Origin of the sequence: Pseudomonas sp. Leaf434 (assembly GCF_001425545.1) — a bacterium.
GTDB classification, from domain to species: domain Bacteria; phylum Pseudomonadota; class Gammaproteobacteria; order Pseudomonadales; family Pseudomonadaceae; genus Aquipseudomonas; species Aquipseudomonas siliginis.
On record NZ_LMQZ01000012.1, the window covers coordinates 121,642 to 137,386 of the forward strand.

Below are 15,745 nucleotides of genomic sequence, written 5' to 3' on the forward strand. Positions count from 1 at the left end.
CGAAGATGCGCTGGTCGGGATGGTCGTTGCTGTTGGCGCTGCTGTCGAGTGAAGCGTGGGCCGAGGCCTGCGTGGTGCACACACAGGGCGAACGGCTCGACGTCAAAGTCTGTCAGCAGAACCGGACGATTCCGCAGAAATTGTTCAATGACGGCTTCTGCCAACCGACGCTGGCCGGGCAGAAGGTCGAGGTGGAATACGTCGACCAGTGCCCGAGCGGCGCTTTCGGCGTGTGCAGCAACGCGCAAGTCGCCAATATGCCCTATCGCCAGGATATCCACTATTACGGCGTGGCCACCGATACGGCGTATCTCAAGCCATATTGCGAAGGCCAGAGCCAGGGCGTCTGGCGCAAGCCCTGATGTGTCAGCCGAGCCAGTCGAGGGTCAGCAACAGACGGCGCTCACCGGGTGCCGGTTGCGGCGAACGATGGATCAGGCCGAAGCCTTCATTGCCGTGCCACTTTTCGCCTTTGAGCAGCGCGACGTCGCCGCTGTTGAGCTGGCGAATCGACGCTGGATCTTGCGGTTCGGCATCGGACTGGCCAAGTTGCGCGCGGTCCATCGCACCCTCCTCAAGCCATTGGCTGCCGATGCCAGCGTAAGTAGTGATCAGGCGCACCGGCACGTGATCGACGTGGAAGCGCGGACACATGGCCTTGTCCAGCACGCGCAAACGCACGCCAATACGCCGCGCGCCCAGCAGGCAGGTGAAGGCACTGATCAGCCATTTGAGGTCGCTGATGAAACCTTCGAAACCGTGCAGATCACGCAGCCCTGCAGCCAGACCGGCGAGATCCGGTTCGGCATCTTCGTCGGGCAATTCCAGACACAGCGACTCGGCCAAGGGCTCGTTGAGCGACAGCACCAATTGCGCAAAATCGGCGATGTGCACGGGTAGCTGGCGTTGCCAGACGGCGAGATTGGTCTGGTCGTCCAGGATTCGCGTCAACGTTTGCGGTGTCACACCCTGGTGCTGCTGACGGGTAAGAAGCGGCTGATCCTTGAGTGCGAGCATCAGGCGGCCTCTTCTTGCCAAGGGCCGAATGGATCAGGCAGCGAACGCCAGCCTTCTACACCCATGGCCATTTCTTCGTCGGTCAAAAGACAGGCATCGAGTTCGGCGGAGAGCTGTAGGAAATCGATGTTCTGACCAATGAAAACCAGCTCCTGGCGGCAATCTCCTACGCTTGGAGTCCAGTTTTCCATGATCGCCTGCACGCTTTCCTGATCTTCGGGCCATTGATTCTTTGCTACGAAACGCCACCAGCGCCCGGCGAATCCATGCCGCATCAAACCGCCGGCTTGAGACCAGCTACCGGCATCGGTGGGTTTGCTGGCGAGCCAGAAGAAGCCTTTGGAGCGCAGCAGCTTGCCGTTCAGCCATGGGCGGTCAATGAAGCTGAAAAAGCGTTGCGGGTGGAATGGCCGGCGCGCGCGGTAGGCCGTCGAGGCGATGCCGTATTCCTGTGTTTCCGGGACGTGCTCACCGCGCAATTCCTGCAGCCACCCAGGCGCTTGTGCGGCCTTCTCGAAATCGAAACGACCGGTGTTGAGGATTTTCTCCAGGGGGATTTCGCCCATCACCATTGGAATGATTTCAGCCTGGGCATTGAGGCGCTTGAGGATCGCGGTAAGTTCTTCGCGCTCGTGCTGGTTGATCAGGTCGATTTTGCTGATCAGCAGGACGTCGGCGAACTCGATCTGCTCGATCAACAGATCGGTGATGGAACGCTCGTCTTCTTCACCGAGAATTTCGCCGCGAGAGGCAAGGCTTTCGGCCGCCTGGTAATCGAGCAGGAAATTCACGCCGTCGACGACCGTGACCATGGTGTCCAGGCGCGCGATGTCGGCGAGGCTTTGCCCTTGTTCATCGCGGAAGGTGAAGGTTTCAGCGACCGGAAGCGGTTCGGAAATGCCAGTGGACTCGATCAGCAGGTAATCAAAACGATCCTCGCGGGCGAGTTTGCTGACTTCTTCAAGCAGGTCTTCGCGTAACGTACAGCAAATGCAGCCGTTGCTCATCTCAATGAGCTTTTCTTCCGCACGGTTAAGACTGACATCGCGCTGGACTTCACTGCCATCGATGTTGATTTCGCTCATATCGTTGACGATCACCGCTACACGCAAGCCGTCTCGGTTACGTAGTACGTAATTCAAAAGTGTACTTTTTCCGGCGCCGAGAAATCCTGAAAGTACGGTGACGGGCAATTTGGCTGACATTGGATAATCCTCTTAAATGGCAGCCGATTTGCGCTTTCAGGTGTGCGCTTGGCGTGTTGCGCTCCATTTACTCGGGACAATGAAGGCAAACGATTGTGATCGGCAGCTCAGGCTGGTGGCGGTTGATGTTATAGTATAACAACTTGAGCTTGCCAGTCCGACGCAGGAGATTTCGCAAATTGCCGCAGCACCGATCGTGGAAATTCTCAATGAACAATGGGTTGAAATACCTGCTTTTGAGCTTTGCTATGTCGCTGGCCGGCCAAGCCCAAGCGCAGATGCCCTCGCTTGCGCACTGCACACGCAGCGCTAATTTGCTGGCATGCGTAGACGCCGACGGCAATGCCTATAGCGTCAATACGGTCGGCACCACGCTTTACCTGCGCGGATTCGAGAAGGACGGCCATCGCTATTGGGCGCAAACCAACAGCCGCTTCGGCCAATTAACCTTCTTTACCGGCATAGCCTCCGATGGCGAGGCTTGGGTTGGCTATACCCGTCGTGTCGGCTGGACGACCATCAACCGTTTTTCCAGCTCGGGAGGGAGCAGCGCCAGATTCACTTGCAGCCGGATGACGGGCTGCTAGTGAAAACCTTTTCATGAAAAAAGCATCGCTGAATGGATTGTTATAATGTAACGTAAATAGAGATCAATACGACGGTCTCAACCATGAATGCTCTTACTCTCCCGGATATTGCCGCCCAATCTGCGCGCCAGGCACTGCCACTCGATTGGGTAGGCATGCGTGGGATTGCCCTACCCGTTGTGCTCGAAAGCCAACGCCTCAGCGCCAGAGTCGACGCTGGCGTGAGTCTCGATGATGGTGAAGCGCGTGGTATTCACATGTCGCGCTTGTATCTGGCACTCGAAGCCCTCGAACAGCGAAGCCTTTCTCCCGCTCTGCTGCATCAGGTACTCAAGGGTTTTCTGATAAGTCACCAAGGTCTATCCGCCTGCGCATATCTGAACATTCACACCGACTTATTGCTGAAACGGCCGGCGTTAGTCAGCCCCCTAGCCGGCTGGAAATCCTATCCGACAACCATTTCAGCAAGCCTGAAACAGCAAATGTTCCACGTGGAACTAAAACTCGAGGTGCCCTATTCCTCGACATGCCCCTGCTCGGCAGCCTTGGCAAGGCAATTGATCCAGCAGCAATTCATCGACGACTTCGCCAACAAGGCTCTGCAACATGCCGATGTTTTGGCATGGCTTGGCTCGACCAAAGGGATCGTAGCGACGCCGCACAGCCAACGTAGCTATGCGCAACTGCACCTGCATCTCGACAATTTCATCGACGAGCTACCGCTGACAGCGATCATCGATGACGCTGAAGCAGCCCTCGGCACCGCTGTGCAGACCGCAGTAAAGCGCCCCGACGAGCAAGCCTTCGCACTCGCCAATGGGCAAAACCTGATGTTCTGCGAAGACGCCGCGCGCCGCCTCAACCTGGCACTGCAACGCACACCCGGCATCAAACAATTGCATATCCGCGTGATCCACGCCGAAAGCCTGCATGCTCATGACGCCGTCGCCGAAAGCAGCTGGCAGCGGGAGCAAATATGATCCGCTGCCAATCGCTGGTCTGGGGCGCTCCCGGTCAACCGCTGACGACGCCTCTGAGTCTTGAGTTCGAGAGCGCCAGCCTGACCGCCATCATCGGCGCCAACGGCTGCGGCAAAAGCAGCCTGCTAAAGGTCATTGCCGGATTGCAGAAGCCTCTCGCTGGCAAAGTGGAAATGGCTGTTCCACGCCAAAGCGGAATTTCCTTTCTGCCGCAACAGCAGCACTTGGATCGGCAATTTCCAATAAACCTGGAAGAACTCATCGCCGCAGGTTTCTGGGGCCGCCGGCTGTCGACGCAACTGCGCACGCAGCGACTGAAAAACGCATTGGAAGACTGGCACTTGAGTGGCCTCGAACAGCGTCCGTTGATGGCCCTGTCCGGCGGTGAGCTACAACGCGCCCTGCTCGCACGACTGAGCCTCGCTGACGCCCCGGTGCTGTTGCTCGATGAACCTCACGCCGCACTCGACGAACTCGGCCAGCAATTGCTCTGGCAGCACATTCACCACTGGCACGCCGAAGGCCGGACACTGCTTGTGGTTTGCCATGACCTGGCGGCTGTCCGCCAACACATTCCGCATACCCTGTTGATCAAAAACGGCCACTGCGTGTACGGAACCAGCCGAGAACTGATCCAGCCAACACCGCACATGCAGGTCGCCTGATGCTCGCCACCGTCAGCCATTTCTGGCAGCCGTTCAGCGAATTCGTGTTCATGCGCCGCGCCTTGCTCGGCGGCCTGGTGTTGGCGTGCAGCACGGCGCCCTTGGGCGTGTTTCTGATTCTCAGACGGATGAGCCTGATCGGCGACGCTGTCGCCCACGGCATTCTCCCTGGTGCAGCGCTGGGATTCTGGCTTGCCGGTTTGAGCCTTCCTGCCCTGACGCTCGGCGGCCTCGGCGCCGGCCTGAGCATGGCCGGACTTGCAGCCTGGATCACCCGGCGAACGGGGTTGCGAGAAGATGCCAGCCTCGCCGCGATCTATCCGATCTCACTGGCCAGCGGCGTTTTGATCCTTGGCATCGCCGGCAAGCGCCTCGACCTTCTGCACTTGCTGTTCGGTTCGGCGCTAGCCGTGGATGGACCGACGCTGACCGGCATGCTTTGGGTCTCGGCCATCAGCCTCATGGCCATGGCGGCGATCTACAAACCCCTGCTGCTGGACACACTCGACCCGCTGTTCTTGCGCACAGTAAGCCGTATCGGGCCACTGGCTCATGGCGTGTTCCTGACTCTGGTCGTGCTGAATCTGGTGATCGGTTTTCAGGCCATCGGCGCACTGATGGTAGTCGGGCTGATGATGCTTCCGGCTGCCGCGTCGAGATTCTGGAGTCGCCGTCTGCCAATACTGATTACCGTCGCCGCCGTCATGGGCTGCGTGTCGGTGTGGCTCGGTTTGCTGCTGTCGTTCTATTACTCGCTGCCCAGCGGCCCGGCCATCGTCCTGGTTGCCGGGGCCGGCTATCTGCTGTCGGTGGTGTTTGGACCGGTTCACGGTTTGCTGCGCCGCCCGCCTTTGCTCACATCCCAATGAGGTGTTTCCCGATGCGCGCTCTACTCGTGCTGTTCAGCCTGATGCTGTCGATGTCCTTGTCGGCCGCCGAAAAACTGCCGGTGGTCACCAGCTTCAGCATCCTTGCCGACATGGTTCATCAGGTCGGCGGCGAGCACGTGCAGATTACCAACATGGTCGGCGCGGACGCCGATGCGCACACCTACGAGCCGACACCGGACGATGCCAAGGCGCTGCTCGAAGCCAAAGTGATCATCAAGAACGGCCTCGGTTTCGAGCCTTGGCTGGATCGCCTGGTGACCAGCACCGACAGCAAGGCAACGGTGATCAGTGCCAGTCGCGGGGTGATTCCACGTTCGCTCGATGAAGACGGCGAGACCGTTGCGGATCCACACGCCTGGCACAATCTGGCGAACGCTGAGTTGTACGTCGCCAACATCACCAAGGCGCTGATCGCCGCCGACCCGGCCAACAAGGCTGACTACGAGCGCAACAGCCAGACCTACCTCAAGCAGATCTATGCCCTGCTCGCCGAAGCCAAAAACAAACTCGGCGCGCTGCCGCCGGGTAATCGCAAGATCGTCACCAGCCACGATGCCTTTGGCTATCTGGGTCAGGCCTATGGCATCGACTTTATCGCGCCACAGGGTTTGTCCACCGAACGCGAACCCTCCGCCGCCGAAGTCGCTGCGCTGATCACACAGATTCGCCAGGCGAAGGTCAAAGCGGTGTTCATGGAGAACATCAAGGACGCGCGTCTACTCAAGCAGATCGCGGATGAAAGCGGCGCACACATCGGTGGCACGCTGTACTCGGATGCACTGGCGGCGAGTGGACCGGCGAGCACCTTTACCGGGCTGTTCGAATACAACCTCAATACGCTGTACAAGGCGTTGAGTCGGCCATGACTTGAGGTGTACTTCCGATCTATTCGCGAGCAAGCTCGCTCCCACAGTTGGAATGGGTTCCAGCTGTGGGAGCGCTGCGAGGGGTTTAAGCGCGGGGTTTTACCGTGCCGCAATCCTGACCCAGCCAGACTGCCCGGGTTTCCAGGCTGCCCTTCTGGTTGATGCCGATGGCGTTGAAGGTGCCATTGGCGACGGTGGTGAATTCGCGGTCACTGAGGAATGTCGCCACACCGGTGCCTTGGGCTTTCGGGCAGCTGAAGCGGAATTTCCACTGGTTGCCGGTGCGCTCGGTGATCTGCTGTTTGCAGCCCGATTGCGGGTCGGCCAGCGGGATGTCGTTGGTCGCCACCTGCTGCGGCGTCAGGCAGGCGCGGATACCCTTGCCGCCAATATTGATGCCGTTTTTCTCGAGCGCAGCGCGCTGCTGCGGGGTGATCTGGCCTTGAATCTGGCCAAGGATCGATTGCACGTCCATGGCCTGATCATCGACCTTCAGATTGCTCGAAGACATTTCCCACAACCCCGGCTGCAGCATTTGTGCCTGCGCAACCACCGGTAATGCCAAACCCAGGCCCAGCGCCAAACCCAGCAGACGAACGTTCATCGAGTAACTCCTGATCAGTTGTGGCCGTTAGACGCCGGCCGATTGTGTCGGTTCATGCGCCGATTAAATAGAGACATTCGCCGCAGAACATGGTCTGTTAAGCATTGCATCTCGCGGAGCAAGGCTGCCCCATGGATTTTTTCGGACCGCACATTTTCGGTTACCTGATCGCCCTGTTGCACACACTCGGTTCGATCGCTGCGATCCATGCGGTGCTGACCGTGCGCACAGCGCAAGGCTCGATCGCCTGGGCATTGTCGTTGATCTTCATTCCCTACTTCACGCTTATTCCGTATCTTGTCTTTGGTCGCAGTACCTTCGATGGCTACATCAAGGCCCGGCGCCAGGCCAACGAGCAGATGCGCCTGGCCATTTCCGAATTGAACTGGCGCCCGTGGGTGGAAGAAGCCCTCGCCGCTCGCGCTTCGAGTGCCTATGCCTCATTGCGCGCGATGCCGAAACTGGGGCGCATGCCGTGCCTGGCGAACAACGAGGTGCAACTGCTGGTGAACGGCACCGCGACCTTCGATGCGATTTTCCAGGCGATCGCACAAGCGAAGGAAGCCGTGCTGATCCAGTTCTTCATCATCCACGACGATCGGCTCGGCCAGCGCTTGCGTGATTTGCTTTTGCAGAAAGCCGCCGAAGGCGTATCAATTCATTTGCTCTACGACCGCATCGGCAGCCATGCCCTGCCCCATCATTACGTGCAGGCGCTGCGTGACGCCGGCGTCGAGGTCAAAGCCTTTGCCACGCGCAGCGGCTGGCTCAACCGCTTTCAGGTCAACTTTCGCAACCACCGCAAAATCGTTGTAGTCGATGGCGTAGTCGGCTTTGTCGGCGGGCATAACGTCGGCGATGAATACATGGGTGAGAAGCCACCATTGGCGCCGTGGCGTGACACCCACGTCAAAGTCCGCGGGCCGGTGGTGGCCTGCATGCAGGAATCGTTCGCGGAAGACTGGTTCTGGGCTGCTCGCACTCTGCCGCCGTTGATCCTTCCGGATACGTACCCGGAGGATGGCGTGCTTTGCCAATTGCTCGCCAGCGGCCCGGCGGATGCCTACGAAACCTGCTCGCTGTTTTTCGTCGAAGCCATTTACGCAGCAACGCAACGCGTATGGATCACCAGCCCTTACTTTGTCCCGGACGAAGCGGTGTTCGCGGCATTGAGGCTGGCAGTTTTGCGTGGTGTCGATGTGCGCCTGCTGTTGCCGTCGCGGCCTGATCATCGCATCGTCTATGCGGCGTCCAGCCTGTATGCCTTTGAGGCGGTGCGTGCCGGCGTTCGGGTGTTCCGCTATCGACCGGGTTTCCTGCATCAGAAAGTGGTGTTGATCGACAGCGAAATCAGCGCCATCGGCAGCGCCAATCTGGATAATCGCTCGTTCCGCCTGAATTTCGAAGTGATGTTGCTGACCGTCGACAGTGAGTTCGCCGCCGCCGTGGAACAGATGCTCAATGACGATTTCGCCCAGGCCGATGAGGTGGCCAAAGAAGAAAGCCGGGAGATCCACCGCCTGCAACAGGTCGGCATGCGGATCGCCCGGCTGATTTCGCCGATACTCTGAGTGGCCCGTTTCAGGGGTGGTAGATATCGTCGCGGGTCCAAGGCAGTTCGTGGCTGCCATCCGGATGCGCTTTCACAGCGAGGATCTGATGCAGGTTGATCCAGCCCCGCGCGAAGGCATAAGCGCAACCGGCCAGATACAGACGCCAGATACGCAGTGCTTGCTCAGGCACCAGTTTCGCCGCAGCTTCGAGGTTGTCCTCCAGTCGCTCGCTCCAGTGATCGAGCGTGCGCGCGTAATGCAGGCGCAGGCTTTCGACATCGACGATTTCCAGCCCGGCTTCACTGATCTCGGCAGAGATCATCGCCAGGTGCGGTAACTCGCCGTTGGGAAACACGTATTTTTCGATGAAGTTGCCTGCGCCGCGTCCAACCGGGCGGCCATCGGTGTGCTTGGCGGTAATGCCGTGGTTCATTACCAGGCCGCCCTCCTTCACCGCACCAAACAGCGTTGCGCAATACTCGGCGAGATTGGCATGACCAACATGTTCGAACATGCCGACGCTGACAACCTTGTCGAAGCAGCCGTCTTGCGGCAAATCGCGATAGTCGAGCAATTGCAGTTCGACCTGATCGTCCAGCCCTTCGGCTTTGACTCGCTCCTGCGCCAGGGCCAATTGTTCCTTGCTCAAGGTAATACCAAACACTTTGACGCCAAACTCTCGCGCCGCATACCGTGCCAAACCGCCCCAACCGCAGCCGACATCCAGCAAATACTCGCCCGGCTGCAAGCGCAGCTTGCGGCACAGATGGCGGAATTTGGCTTGCTGCGCCTGTTCGAGGGTTTCGCTACCGGTTTCGAAATAGGCACAGGAATACGCCATGTCGCTGTCCAGCCAGAGCTGGTAGAACGAATTCGACAGGTCGTAGTGGTAGGAAATGGCCTTGGCGTCAGTGTCCTTGTCGTGATGCGCACGCACCGGCTGACTGTCTTCGTCCTGGTCGAGCAGCGCATTGCTCAACTCATCGCAAACCCGGATGACCTCGCTGATCGAGCCCTCCAGTTCCAGCTTGCCTTCGACGAACGCCGCACCGAGTACATCCAGGCTTGGGTGGGTGAATTGAGTGACCATCTGCGGGTCCTTGACGACGATGGTTACGCTGGGCGTCGGGCCCAGATTGAACTCATGGCCGTCCCAGAGTCGCAGGCGAAGCGGTAACTGCAGATTCTGTAAGGCCGGTGGAAGTTGCGCGAGCATGGAAAATCCCCCCTTGTTTCAGACGTCTGATCTGAGGGTAGACCAACCTGGAAAAATAGCAGGCTATCGATTCGGTCGGCCTTGTCTATCGTGATCGGCACATCGGCTGAACGCCCCAGACGACGCGCCTTACGATAGATGACTGCCTGTGCACTCGACGGTTCGATGAATTTTCTTTCATTTAGCCTGAGGGTCGAGCCTGAGCAATGGCTCCTGAAAGCGCAGCAAACGTCCGGCGTTGCCCAACACCAACAGGGTGCTCAGGTTATGCAGCAGAGCCGCGATCATCGCCCCGGCCGCGCCAAGCCAACCGAACGCCGCGAAGACCACGATCGCCATGGTCCAGCCGAGACCGATGATCACATTGACCTGCAAAGTATGCCGGCACTGACGACTCAAGCGCACGCAAGTACCGAGGCGACGCAAGTCGCTGCCGATCAACACGATGTCCGCCGACGCCAGGGCAATGTCGGCCCCGCCAGCGCCCATCGCCACACCGACCACGCCGGCCTTGAGCGCGAGTGAATCGTTGATGCCGTCACCGACCACCATCGGGCGGAAGCCGTGATCGATTTCCTCGAGCACGCGATTGAGTTTGTCCTCCGGTAGCGCTTGCGCCTGCACTTCGTTCAGCCCGACTTCCTGCGCCAGGGTTCGCGCGACGCTCTGGCGATCCCCCGTCAACAGGAGCTGGCGTCCCAGCCCCAGTTCACGCAATTCGCTCAAGGCAAAGCGTGCTTCGGGTTTGATGCTGTCTGCTAGCAGCAGCCAGGCGAGGAATTCGCCGTTAAAGGCTAACCCGGCAATCGGGCCATCGTGCTCAGGAACGAGGGTAGTTGTGATGCCCAGTTGCGCGAACAACTCTGGACGACCGAGCGCAGCTTCGCCCTGCTCTGTCGTCGCCACTACGCCCAAGCCTTGGCGCTCATGGATGTTGGTCAGAGGCCAATAGGCTTCCTGATCGGCCATCCCGGCGAGTGCCCGGCTCACCGGATGACTGCTCGCCGCGCCAAGACTGGCGGCCAGCGCCTGCACTTCTTTAGTGTCCACACTGAGGCTGTCGATCGACTGCAAACGCAAGGTGCCGTAAGTCAGCGTGCCGGTCTTGTCGACCACCAGCGAGGTCAGATCGGCGAGTTCTTCGAGGAACGCCGAGCTGCGAATCAGAATCCCGTGACGCGCGGCGACGGCGACACCGGCAATCGCCGTGGCCGGCGCCGACAGCACCAACGCACACGGACACGCCGCCACCAGCACCGCGAGCATCGCCTGTGCATCATGGGTGACGAACCAGGTCACCGCCGCCAGCAACAAGACCAGCACCATGTAACTGCCGGCATAGCGTTCGAGCAATCGCGTGATCGGCGGTTTCGAGCGCTCGGCGTTTTGCATCAGGGCGATGACTTTGCCCAAGGTGGATTCGTCGCCGGTGCGGGTGACTTCGACGCGCAGCAATCCATCGAGGTTGATCGCGCCGCCAAACACCAGCATGCCCACGCCCGCTTCCACCGGTACCGATTCACCGGTAATCGACGCCGTATCGAGACTCGCCTGGCCGGACAATACCCGACCGTCGGCCGGCACCCGATCACCGGCCCGCACCTCGACAATATCGCCAGCACTGAGCGTGCGGTTGTCCACTTCGATGATCGAACCGTCTGCCTGCAGCTTGCGCGCATGGCTGCGGGTCAGCCGGCCAAGCGCATTGATCGCTTCCTGGGAACCGATGACGCTGCGCTCCTCGAGCACATGGCCGAAGATCATGATGATTGGCAACAACGCCGCGGTGAGCAGATCACCGGTCGCCCAGGCACCGAGCATGGCCAGCGCAATCAATTGATCGGTAATGCCGTGCAGGCTTGGATAACGCAGGCTGTACCAGGCCGACCGCATCACCGGAACCGCTACGAGCAAAGAAGCGAAACCCAGCAGCAGTTGGCTGACACCGATTTGCTCCGGGAGTATCCAGCGCCAGACCAGCCCCACACCCAGCAGCCCGAGCGCAAGCATCGCCAGGGTCAATTGGCGCGCGGCGCGACGTTGTTCGGCCGAGGACAACAGACTTGGAGCAGCGGTGGTCGCGGTCATTGACTGGCCCCTTGAATGATCAACCGGGAATCGTCTTTCGGATTGACGGTGGTGACCGACCCGGCCTGACCGAGGATCTTCGGTATGCGCTCGCGATACAGACGCAGGAGCATTTGCGGGTCGGCAGACTTGGCCAGACTCATGACGGTTGCGGTATCGGTTGAGGCTTTTGCAAGACGCTCGCCTGCCTGCGCGTGAGCCACCTGGAGCGTGCGGTCTGCCTGTTCGTTGGCGGACTGGGCAAGTTTCTCGGCATCGGTGCGCGCGTTAGCCACTGCTTTGTCAGCCTGCTGACTGGCCGTTAGAACCGCATTGAAAGCAGTGATCGCTGGCTCCGGCAGACTCGATTGCACATCGACCCGCGACACCTCGATACCTATGCCCTGCCCGCTCGCCTTCAGTTCAGCGAGACGCGCGTTGATGCCTTGCACCAGATCACCGCGCAATCGCTCACGGTGCTCGGCCGCCTGATTGTCGGCGCCGATCAGTTCCGGGCGAGCGACCAGAATGGTGTCGAGGTCTCGCGCGGCGGTCAGTGCCACGGCGCTGCGCGTCACCAAGCGATCGAGTGCTGGCAGCACGTGTTCGCCCTGTAACACGAACGCATAGGGATCGGAGACTTGGTAAAACACTCGCACGTCCAGTTGCACTACGCCGGCGTCACCGGTCAATAAATAACCAGACCCGGCGAGTGCATCGCTCAATGGCGTAGCGAAGGACGCCACCCGGTCAGCCGTCAGCGCCTCGTCACTGCGCAACAGATTTTCCACTCGGCGCTCAATCATCCGATCCGCCGCCGGCAACAGAATCACCTGCTCAAAAGGCTGCGGCCACGCCCATAACAGTCCGGCATTCTGAACGCGATCCAGTGCGCCGAAGTGCAGCACCACGGCGCGGTCCTGCGGATCAATCTGCCGGACATTCGAGACCGCCCATGCTAATGCGGCCAAAACAGTGATCGCATACAAGGCGATGAAGGTCAGACGGCCGGCCTGAATCCACGGACTGTTCAACGCATGTGTTCCACGTGGAACTTCTTCGCTCATGGCTGCGATCCGACTTTGTTGTCGAGCGTCGGTGGGCCGTCGACCAACACACGGAACGGCGCAGCATCGGTGCGCAGAATCAATTTGGTGTCCGGCGTGACGATGGTGCCGAGCGTATCGAGGGAGCGCAGCAAGTTGTAAAGCTGCGGCGAACTGGCGTAGGCGCGCCCATAAATCTGTGCAGCCTCGACTCGCGATTGCGCTTCAATGTCGGCGGCTTTCACCGTCGCATCAGCCTGGACGATTCGCGCATCGCGCTCGGCGGCGGAGCGAATTTGCGCCGCTTCGCGTTTGCCGATCGCTGTACGTTCCGTAGCAATGGTTTCACGCTCGGCGCGCATGCGATCGACCGTGGCACTGAGCGTTACCGAGGGCAAAGTCAGCCGCTCGATACCGACCTGCACCACGCGCACGCCATAAGTGGCGAGCAACTGTTGGTCGATCTGCTGACGCAACTGCGCTTCAAAATCGCCGATGCGCACTTGTTTGGCATCAGTGTTGACCAGATTGGCCAGATCGAAACTGCTGGCCGTGGTCTCCAGTGCCGAGCCGACAAAGGTGCGAATCTGCCGCGCCGCTTCATCCGGCTGATTCTGCACGGCACGCATGAAACGCTGCACGTGTTCAGGGTCACCCTGCACCTGCCACGCCACGTAGGTCTGAACGATGATGCGCAAACCGTCCTTGGTGCCGACGTCCTGCAAACCACTTGAGGTGGTACGTAGACGCAAGTCCACTGGAATCGCCGCTTCGAACGGCGCAGGCCAGCGCCAGCTCAAACCGGGATCAAGCAATACCCGCGACGGATTTCCGAAACGGGTGATGACCGTGGCTTCGCCGGAGCGCACTTGCACCAGACTCGCGGCGGCAATGGCAAACGCCACCAGCAACGCAGCCCAGCCCATACGCCGCCATGGAAATGGTCCGGCTTCTTGCACCTCACCGTGATGATGATGACCATGATGATGGTGATGCCCGCCGTGGCCGTGGTCGTGGCCGCTGTGGTCGTGAACGTCATGAACAGGCGACTGGCTCAATGGGTGGCTCCTGGTTGAGCGGTGGTGCGGGCGGGCGACGGATCAGTCGGCAGTGCGAAATTACGCAGATCGATGGTTGGCGCATTCGCGCTCCCGCCAAGTCGATGGTCGAGCACCAGCAGCCTGGCTTTATTCAAGCCCTGACTGAGCTGGCTGAGATATTGCTCCAGCACGAAGGCCTGGCCAGCACTGGCGAAGGCTTTCCGTTCGGCGCTGAATTTCAGGTCGGCGGTTTGCGCCTCGGCATTGATCTCCCGCGCGTTTGCCGTTGCCTGATCCCGCGCCGCGCTCGCCTGCAACTGCGCCTCGTTAGTGGCCTGCGCAGCCGCCCCGCGTTCGCGAGCGATCAACGCCTGCGCGCCGATTTGCGCAGCCTGCACACTGTGGTAGGCATTCGCCGCGCCGGCCGGTGGATGAATCGCTTCGACAACTGTGGCAAGGATCTCCACGCCACTGTTCAATCTGTTCAGATCGCTTTGCACCGAGCGACCGATTTCCTCGGCCAGCCCTGCCCTGTCGTCGCCGAGCAGACCGTCGAGGGTGCGCGAGGCAAAATCGTGAACCAGGATGCGGCTGGCGGTGCTGCGAATCAGCGTCGGTACATCGGCGCTGTTATAGGTCGCGGCGAGCACCGCCTCGTCGTTCAAACCGATGCGATAAACGAAGCGCACGTCCATGTTGACGATTTGCAGGCCCTGTTGCGCGCCGCGGCTGCTGGCGATGACCTGGGATTTGTCGTTGACGTGGCTGGCGTCCCACAAACGGTTGGCGGTCAGCGGCGCCGGGCCTTCAGCGGAATCGGACTGCACGGCGATTGGCTTGTCGCCGACACTGGTTGCCAGTTCATGGACCACGCCGTTTTCAACGGAGATCACACGCCCCAATGGCCAAGGCAACCCGCTATGCAAACCCGGGCCGAAAACCTGTACCGGTTTACCGAAGCGCTCATAGATGCCGCGACCTTGCATGGGAATTTCATGTACGCCGGTCAGCAGCCAACCGCTAAGGGCGACCACCGCCAACACTGGCAACAAGGCCCGGCGCATGTAACTGAAGGCCCAGATCTGGCGCAAATCGATGCCGAAACGGTTGTGCATTTCATGCTGTAACGCCAGCCACGGCTGCGGCGGCCAACGCAGCATATCGGCGATAAAACTGCGCGCCAGCAGGGTCGGTTCGAGTTGTTCGCGGCGCGGGCTGAAAACAGACAGCACCGCGCGCAATAACAGTTCGATGGCAACCAACATCGGCAGGATTGCGCTGAATACCGCAACACGCGCCGGCCAGACTGCGTCTTCGCTGGCAAACAACAGACACAGCGCACCGATCAACAGAGTGATGATCACCACCCGGATCAGTTGTGCCAGCGCAGCCGCTTCCGGCCACTGCGCCGGCGGTTCCTGCGCCAGTTGCCGCTCCAGCACCAGCAGGGCAAACGCCAGCAACAACGCCAATGCCGCACCGATGCTCGCCGACAGCCCCAAGGCCGCCGCAGGCAACGTGAGATTCCACACCTGCTCAATACCAAGCAGAACCAGCAACGCCCAGCCGCCAAGCCACAACGTCGGCGCGCCGATTTGTCCAAGCACATGGCGGCTCTGCTGACTCAAGCGCTCCAGAAGCCTTTCGTACCAGCCCTCGGCTGCGCCGCCCTCTTCCACGACGGTCGATTGCGAAGCGGGCGCATGCATCACCCGCGCGCGCCATTGCGTCACCCACCAGGCCGATTGCAGACCGGCGACGAGCACCAGCAACGCCGCGTTCTGATTGACCAATGACGGTAACCACAGGGACTGCGGCGCAAACAGGCCGACGAAAAACGCCAGCACCCAGCCCGACGCGGCCACTGCGCCGAGTCCATACGCCAACCGACGCAATTTGCGTGACTGCGCGGCTGCCTGCTGAAAGCGCGGCAGCCCGGTGACTGGCGTGGCTTCCAACTCAAGATCGACTTGCATAACACCCCGAAAATGTAGGCTCAGCGTTCATAG

At 60.2% G+C, this 15,745-nt stretch carries 15 protein-coding genes; 7 read left to right on the top strand and 8 right to left on the bottom strand.

Translation table 11 applies throughout. The features are described 5' to 3' along the window. Positions 1 to 5 precede the first annotated feature (5 nt). Positions 6 to 362: a hypothetical protein gene (locus ASG55_RS24065; protein ID WP_056790991.1), complete on the top strand. Its 357-nt coding sequence runs from the start codon at positions 6 to 8 to the stop codon at positions 360 to 362. 4 nt (positions 363 to 366) lie between these two features. Here the strand turns inward: ASG55_RS24065 and ASG55_RS24070 are convergent, their stop codons facing one another. Then, complete coding sequence (locus ASG55_RS24070) at positions 367 to 1,017, bottom strand: DUF1826 domain-containing protein (protein WP_056790993.1); 651 nt, start codon at positions 1,015 to 1,017, stop codon at positions 367 to 369. Then, positions 1,017 to 2,222, bottom strand: coding sequence for a zinc metallochaperone GTPase ZigA (zigA, locus tag ASG55_RS24075; RefSeq protein ID WP_056790996.1), 1,206 nt, complete (start codon positions 2,220 to 2,222; stop codon positions 1,017 to 1,019). Before zigA ends, ASG55_RS24070 begins: the two co-directional genes overlap by 1 nt. A gap of 209 nt (positions 2,223 to 2,431) precedes the next feature. Here zigA and ASG55_RS24080 point away from each other — a divergent pair, with 209 nt between their 5' ends. The 5 genes from ASG55_RS24080 (at position 2,432) to ASG55_RS24100 (ending at position 6,210) form a co-directional block, all read left to right on the top strand. After that, a complete protein-coding gene (locus tag ASG55_RS24080) occupies positions 2,432 to 2,809 on the top strand; it encodes a hypothetical protein (RefSeq protein WP_056790999.1) in 378 nt (125 codons plus the stop codon). A gap of 83 nt (positions 2,810 to 2,892) precedes the next feature. Continuing rightward, positions 2,893 to 3,789 (top strand): GTP cyclohydrolase FolE2, encoded by an 897-nt coding sequence (gene folE2, locus ASG55_RS24085; protein ID WP_056791002.1) that lies wholly within the window; start codon positions 2,893 to 2,895, stop codon positions 3,787 to 3,789. Next, positions 3,786 to 4,454, top strand: a complete 669-nt coding sequence (locus ASG55_RS24090; protein WP_056791005.1) for a metal ABC transporter ATP-binding protein — start codon at positions 3,786 to 3,788, stop codon at positions 4,452 to 4,454. Before folE2 ends, ASG55_RS24090 begins: the two co-directional genes overlap by 4 nt. Then, positions 4,454 to 5,323: a metal ABC transporter permease gene (locus tag ASG55_RS24095; RefSeq protein WP_056791008.1), complete on the top strand. Its 870-nt coding sequence runs from the start codon at positions 4,454 to 4,456 to the stop codon at positions 5,321 to 5,323. Before ASG55_RS24090 ends, ASG55_RS24095 begins: the two co-directional genes overlap by 1 nt. Positions 5,324 to 5,334: 11 nt before the next feature. Continuing rightward, positions 5,335 to 6,210, top strand: coding sequence for a metal ABC transporter substrate-binding protein (locus ASG55_RS24100; RefSeq protein ID WP_056791011.1), 876 nt, complete (start codon positions 5,335 to 5,337; stop codon positions 6,208 to 6,210). Positions 6,211 to 6,295: 85 nt separating this feature from the next. Here the strand turns inward: ASG55_RS24100 and ASG55_RS24105 are convergent, their stop codons facing one another. Next, the gene (locus tag ASG55_RS24105) at positions 6,296 to 6,814 is read right to left on the bottom strand and encodes a DUF3617 domain-containing protein (protein ID WP_016772436.1); all 519 of its coding nucleotides are present in this window, start codon (positions 6,812 to 6,814) and stop codon (positions 6,296 to 6,298) included. 131 nt (positions 6,815 to 6,945) lie between these two features. Between ASG55_RS24105 and cls the strand changes: the two genes are divergently transcribed. Next, positions 6,946 to 8,385 (top strand): cardiolipin synthase, encoded by a 1,440-nt coding sequence (gene cls, locus ASG55_RS24110; RefSeq protein WP_056791015.1) that lies wholly within the window; start codon positions 6,946 to 6,948, stop codon positions 8,383 to 8,385. A 10-nt stretch (positions 8,386 to 8,395) separates the two neighbouring features. Here the strand turns inward: cls and cfaB are convergent, their stop codons facing one another. From cfaB to hflK (ASG55_RS24135), 5 genes are all read right to left on the bottom strand, one after another. Next, positions 8,396 to 9,583 carry a C17 cyclopropane fatty acid synthase CfaB gene (gene cfaB, locus ASG55_RS24115; RefSeq protein ID WP_056791018.1) on the bottom strand — a complete coding sequence of 396 codons (1,188 nt, stop codon included), beginning with the start codon at positions 9,581 to 9,583 and terminating at the stop codon, positions 8,396 to 8,398. 177 nt (positions 9,584 to 9,760) lie between these two features. Next, entirely contained in the window at positions 9,761 to 11,671 is a 1,911-nt protein-coding gene (locus ASG55_RS24120) for a heavy metal translocating P-type ATPase (protein ID WP_056791021.1), read from the bottom strand. Continuing rightward, positions 11,668 to 12,717, bottom strand: a complete 1,050-nt coding sequence (hflK, locus tag ASG55_RS24125; RefSeq protein WP_056791024.1) for a protease modulator HflK — start codon at positions 12,715 to 12,717, stop codon at positions 11,668 to 11,670. Before hflK (ASG55_RS24125) ends, ASG55_RS24120 begins: the two co-directional genes overlap by 4 nt. Beyond that, positions 12,714 to 13,754 (bottom strand): protease modulator HflC, encoded by a 1,041-nt coding sequence (hflC, locus tag ASG55_RS24130; protein ID WP_056791027.1) that lies wholly within the window; start codon positions 13,752 to 13,754, stop codon positions 12,714 to 12,716. The genes hflK (ASG55_RS24125) and hflC overlap by 4 nt, the downstream gene beginning before the upstream one ends. Beyond that, a complete protein-coding gene (gene hflK / locus ASG55_RS24135; RefSeq protein ID WP_056791030.1) occupies positions 13,751 to 15,712 on the bottom strand; it encodes a protease modulator HflK in 1,962 nt (653 codons plus the stop codon). The genes hflC and hflK (ASG55_RS24135) overlap by 4 nt, the downstream gene beginning before the upstream one ends. Positions 15,713 to 15,745: the final 33 nt, after the last annotated feature.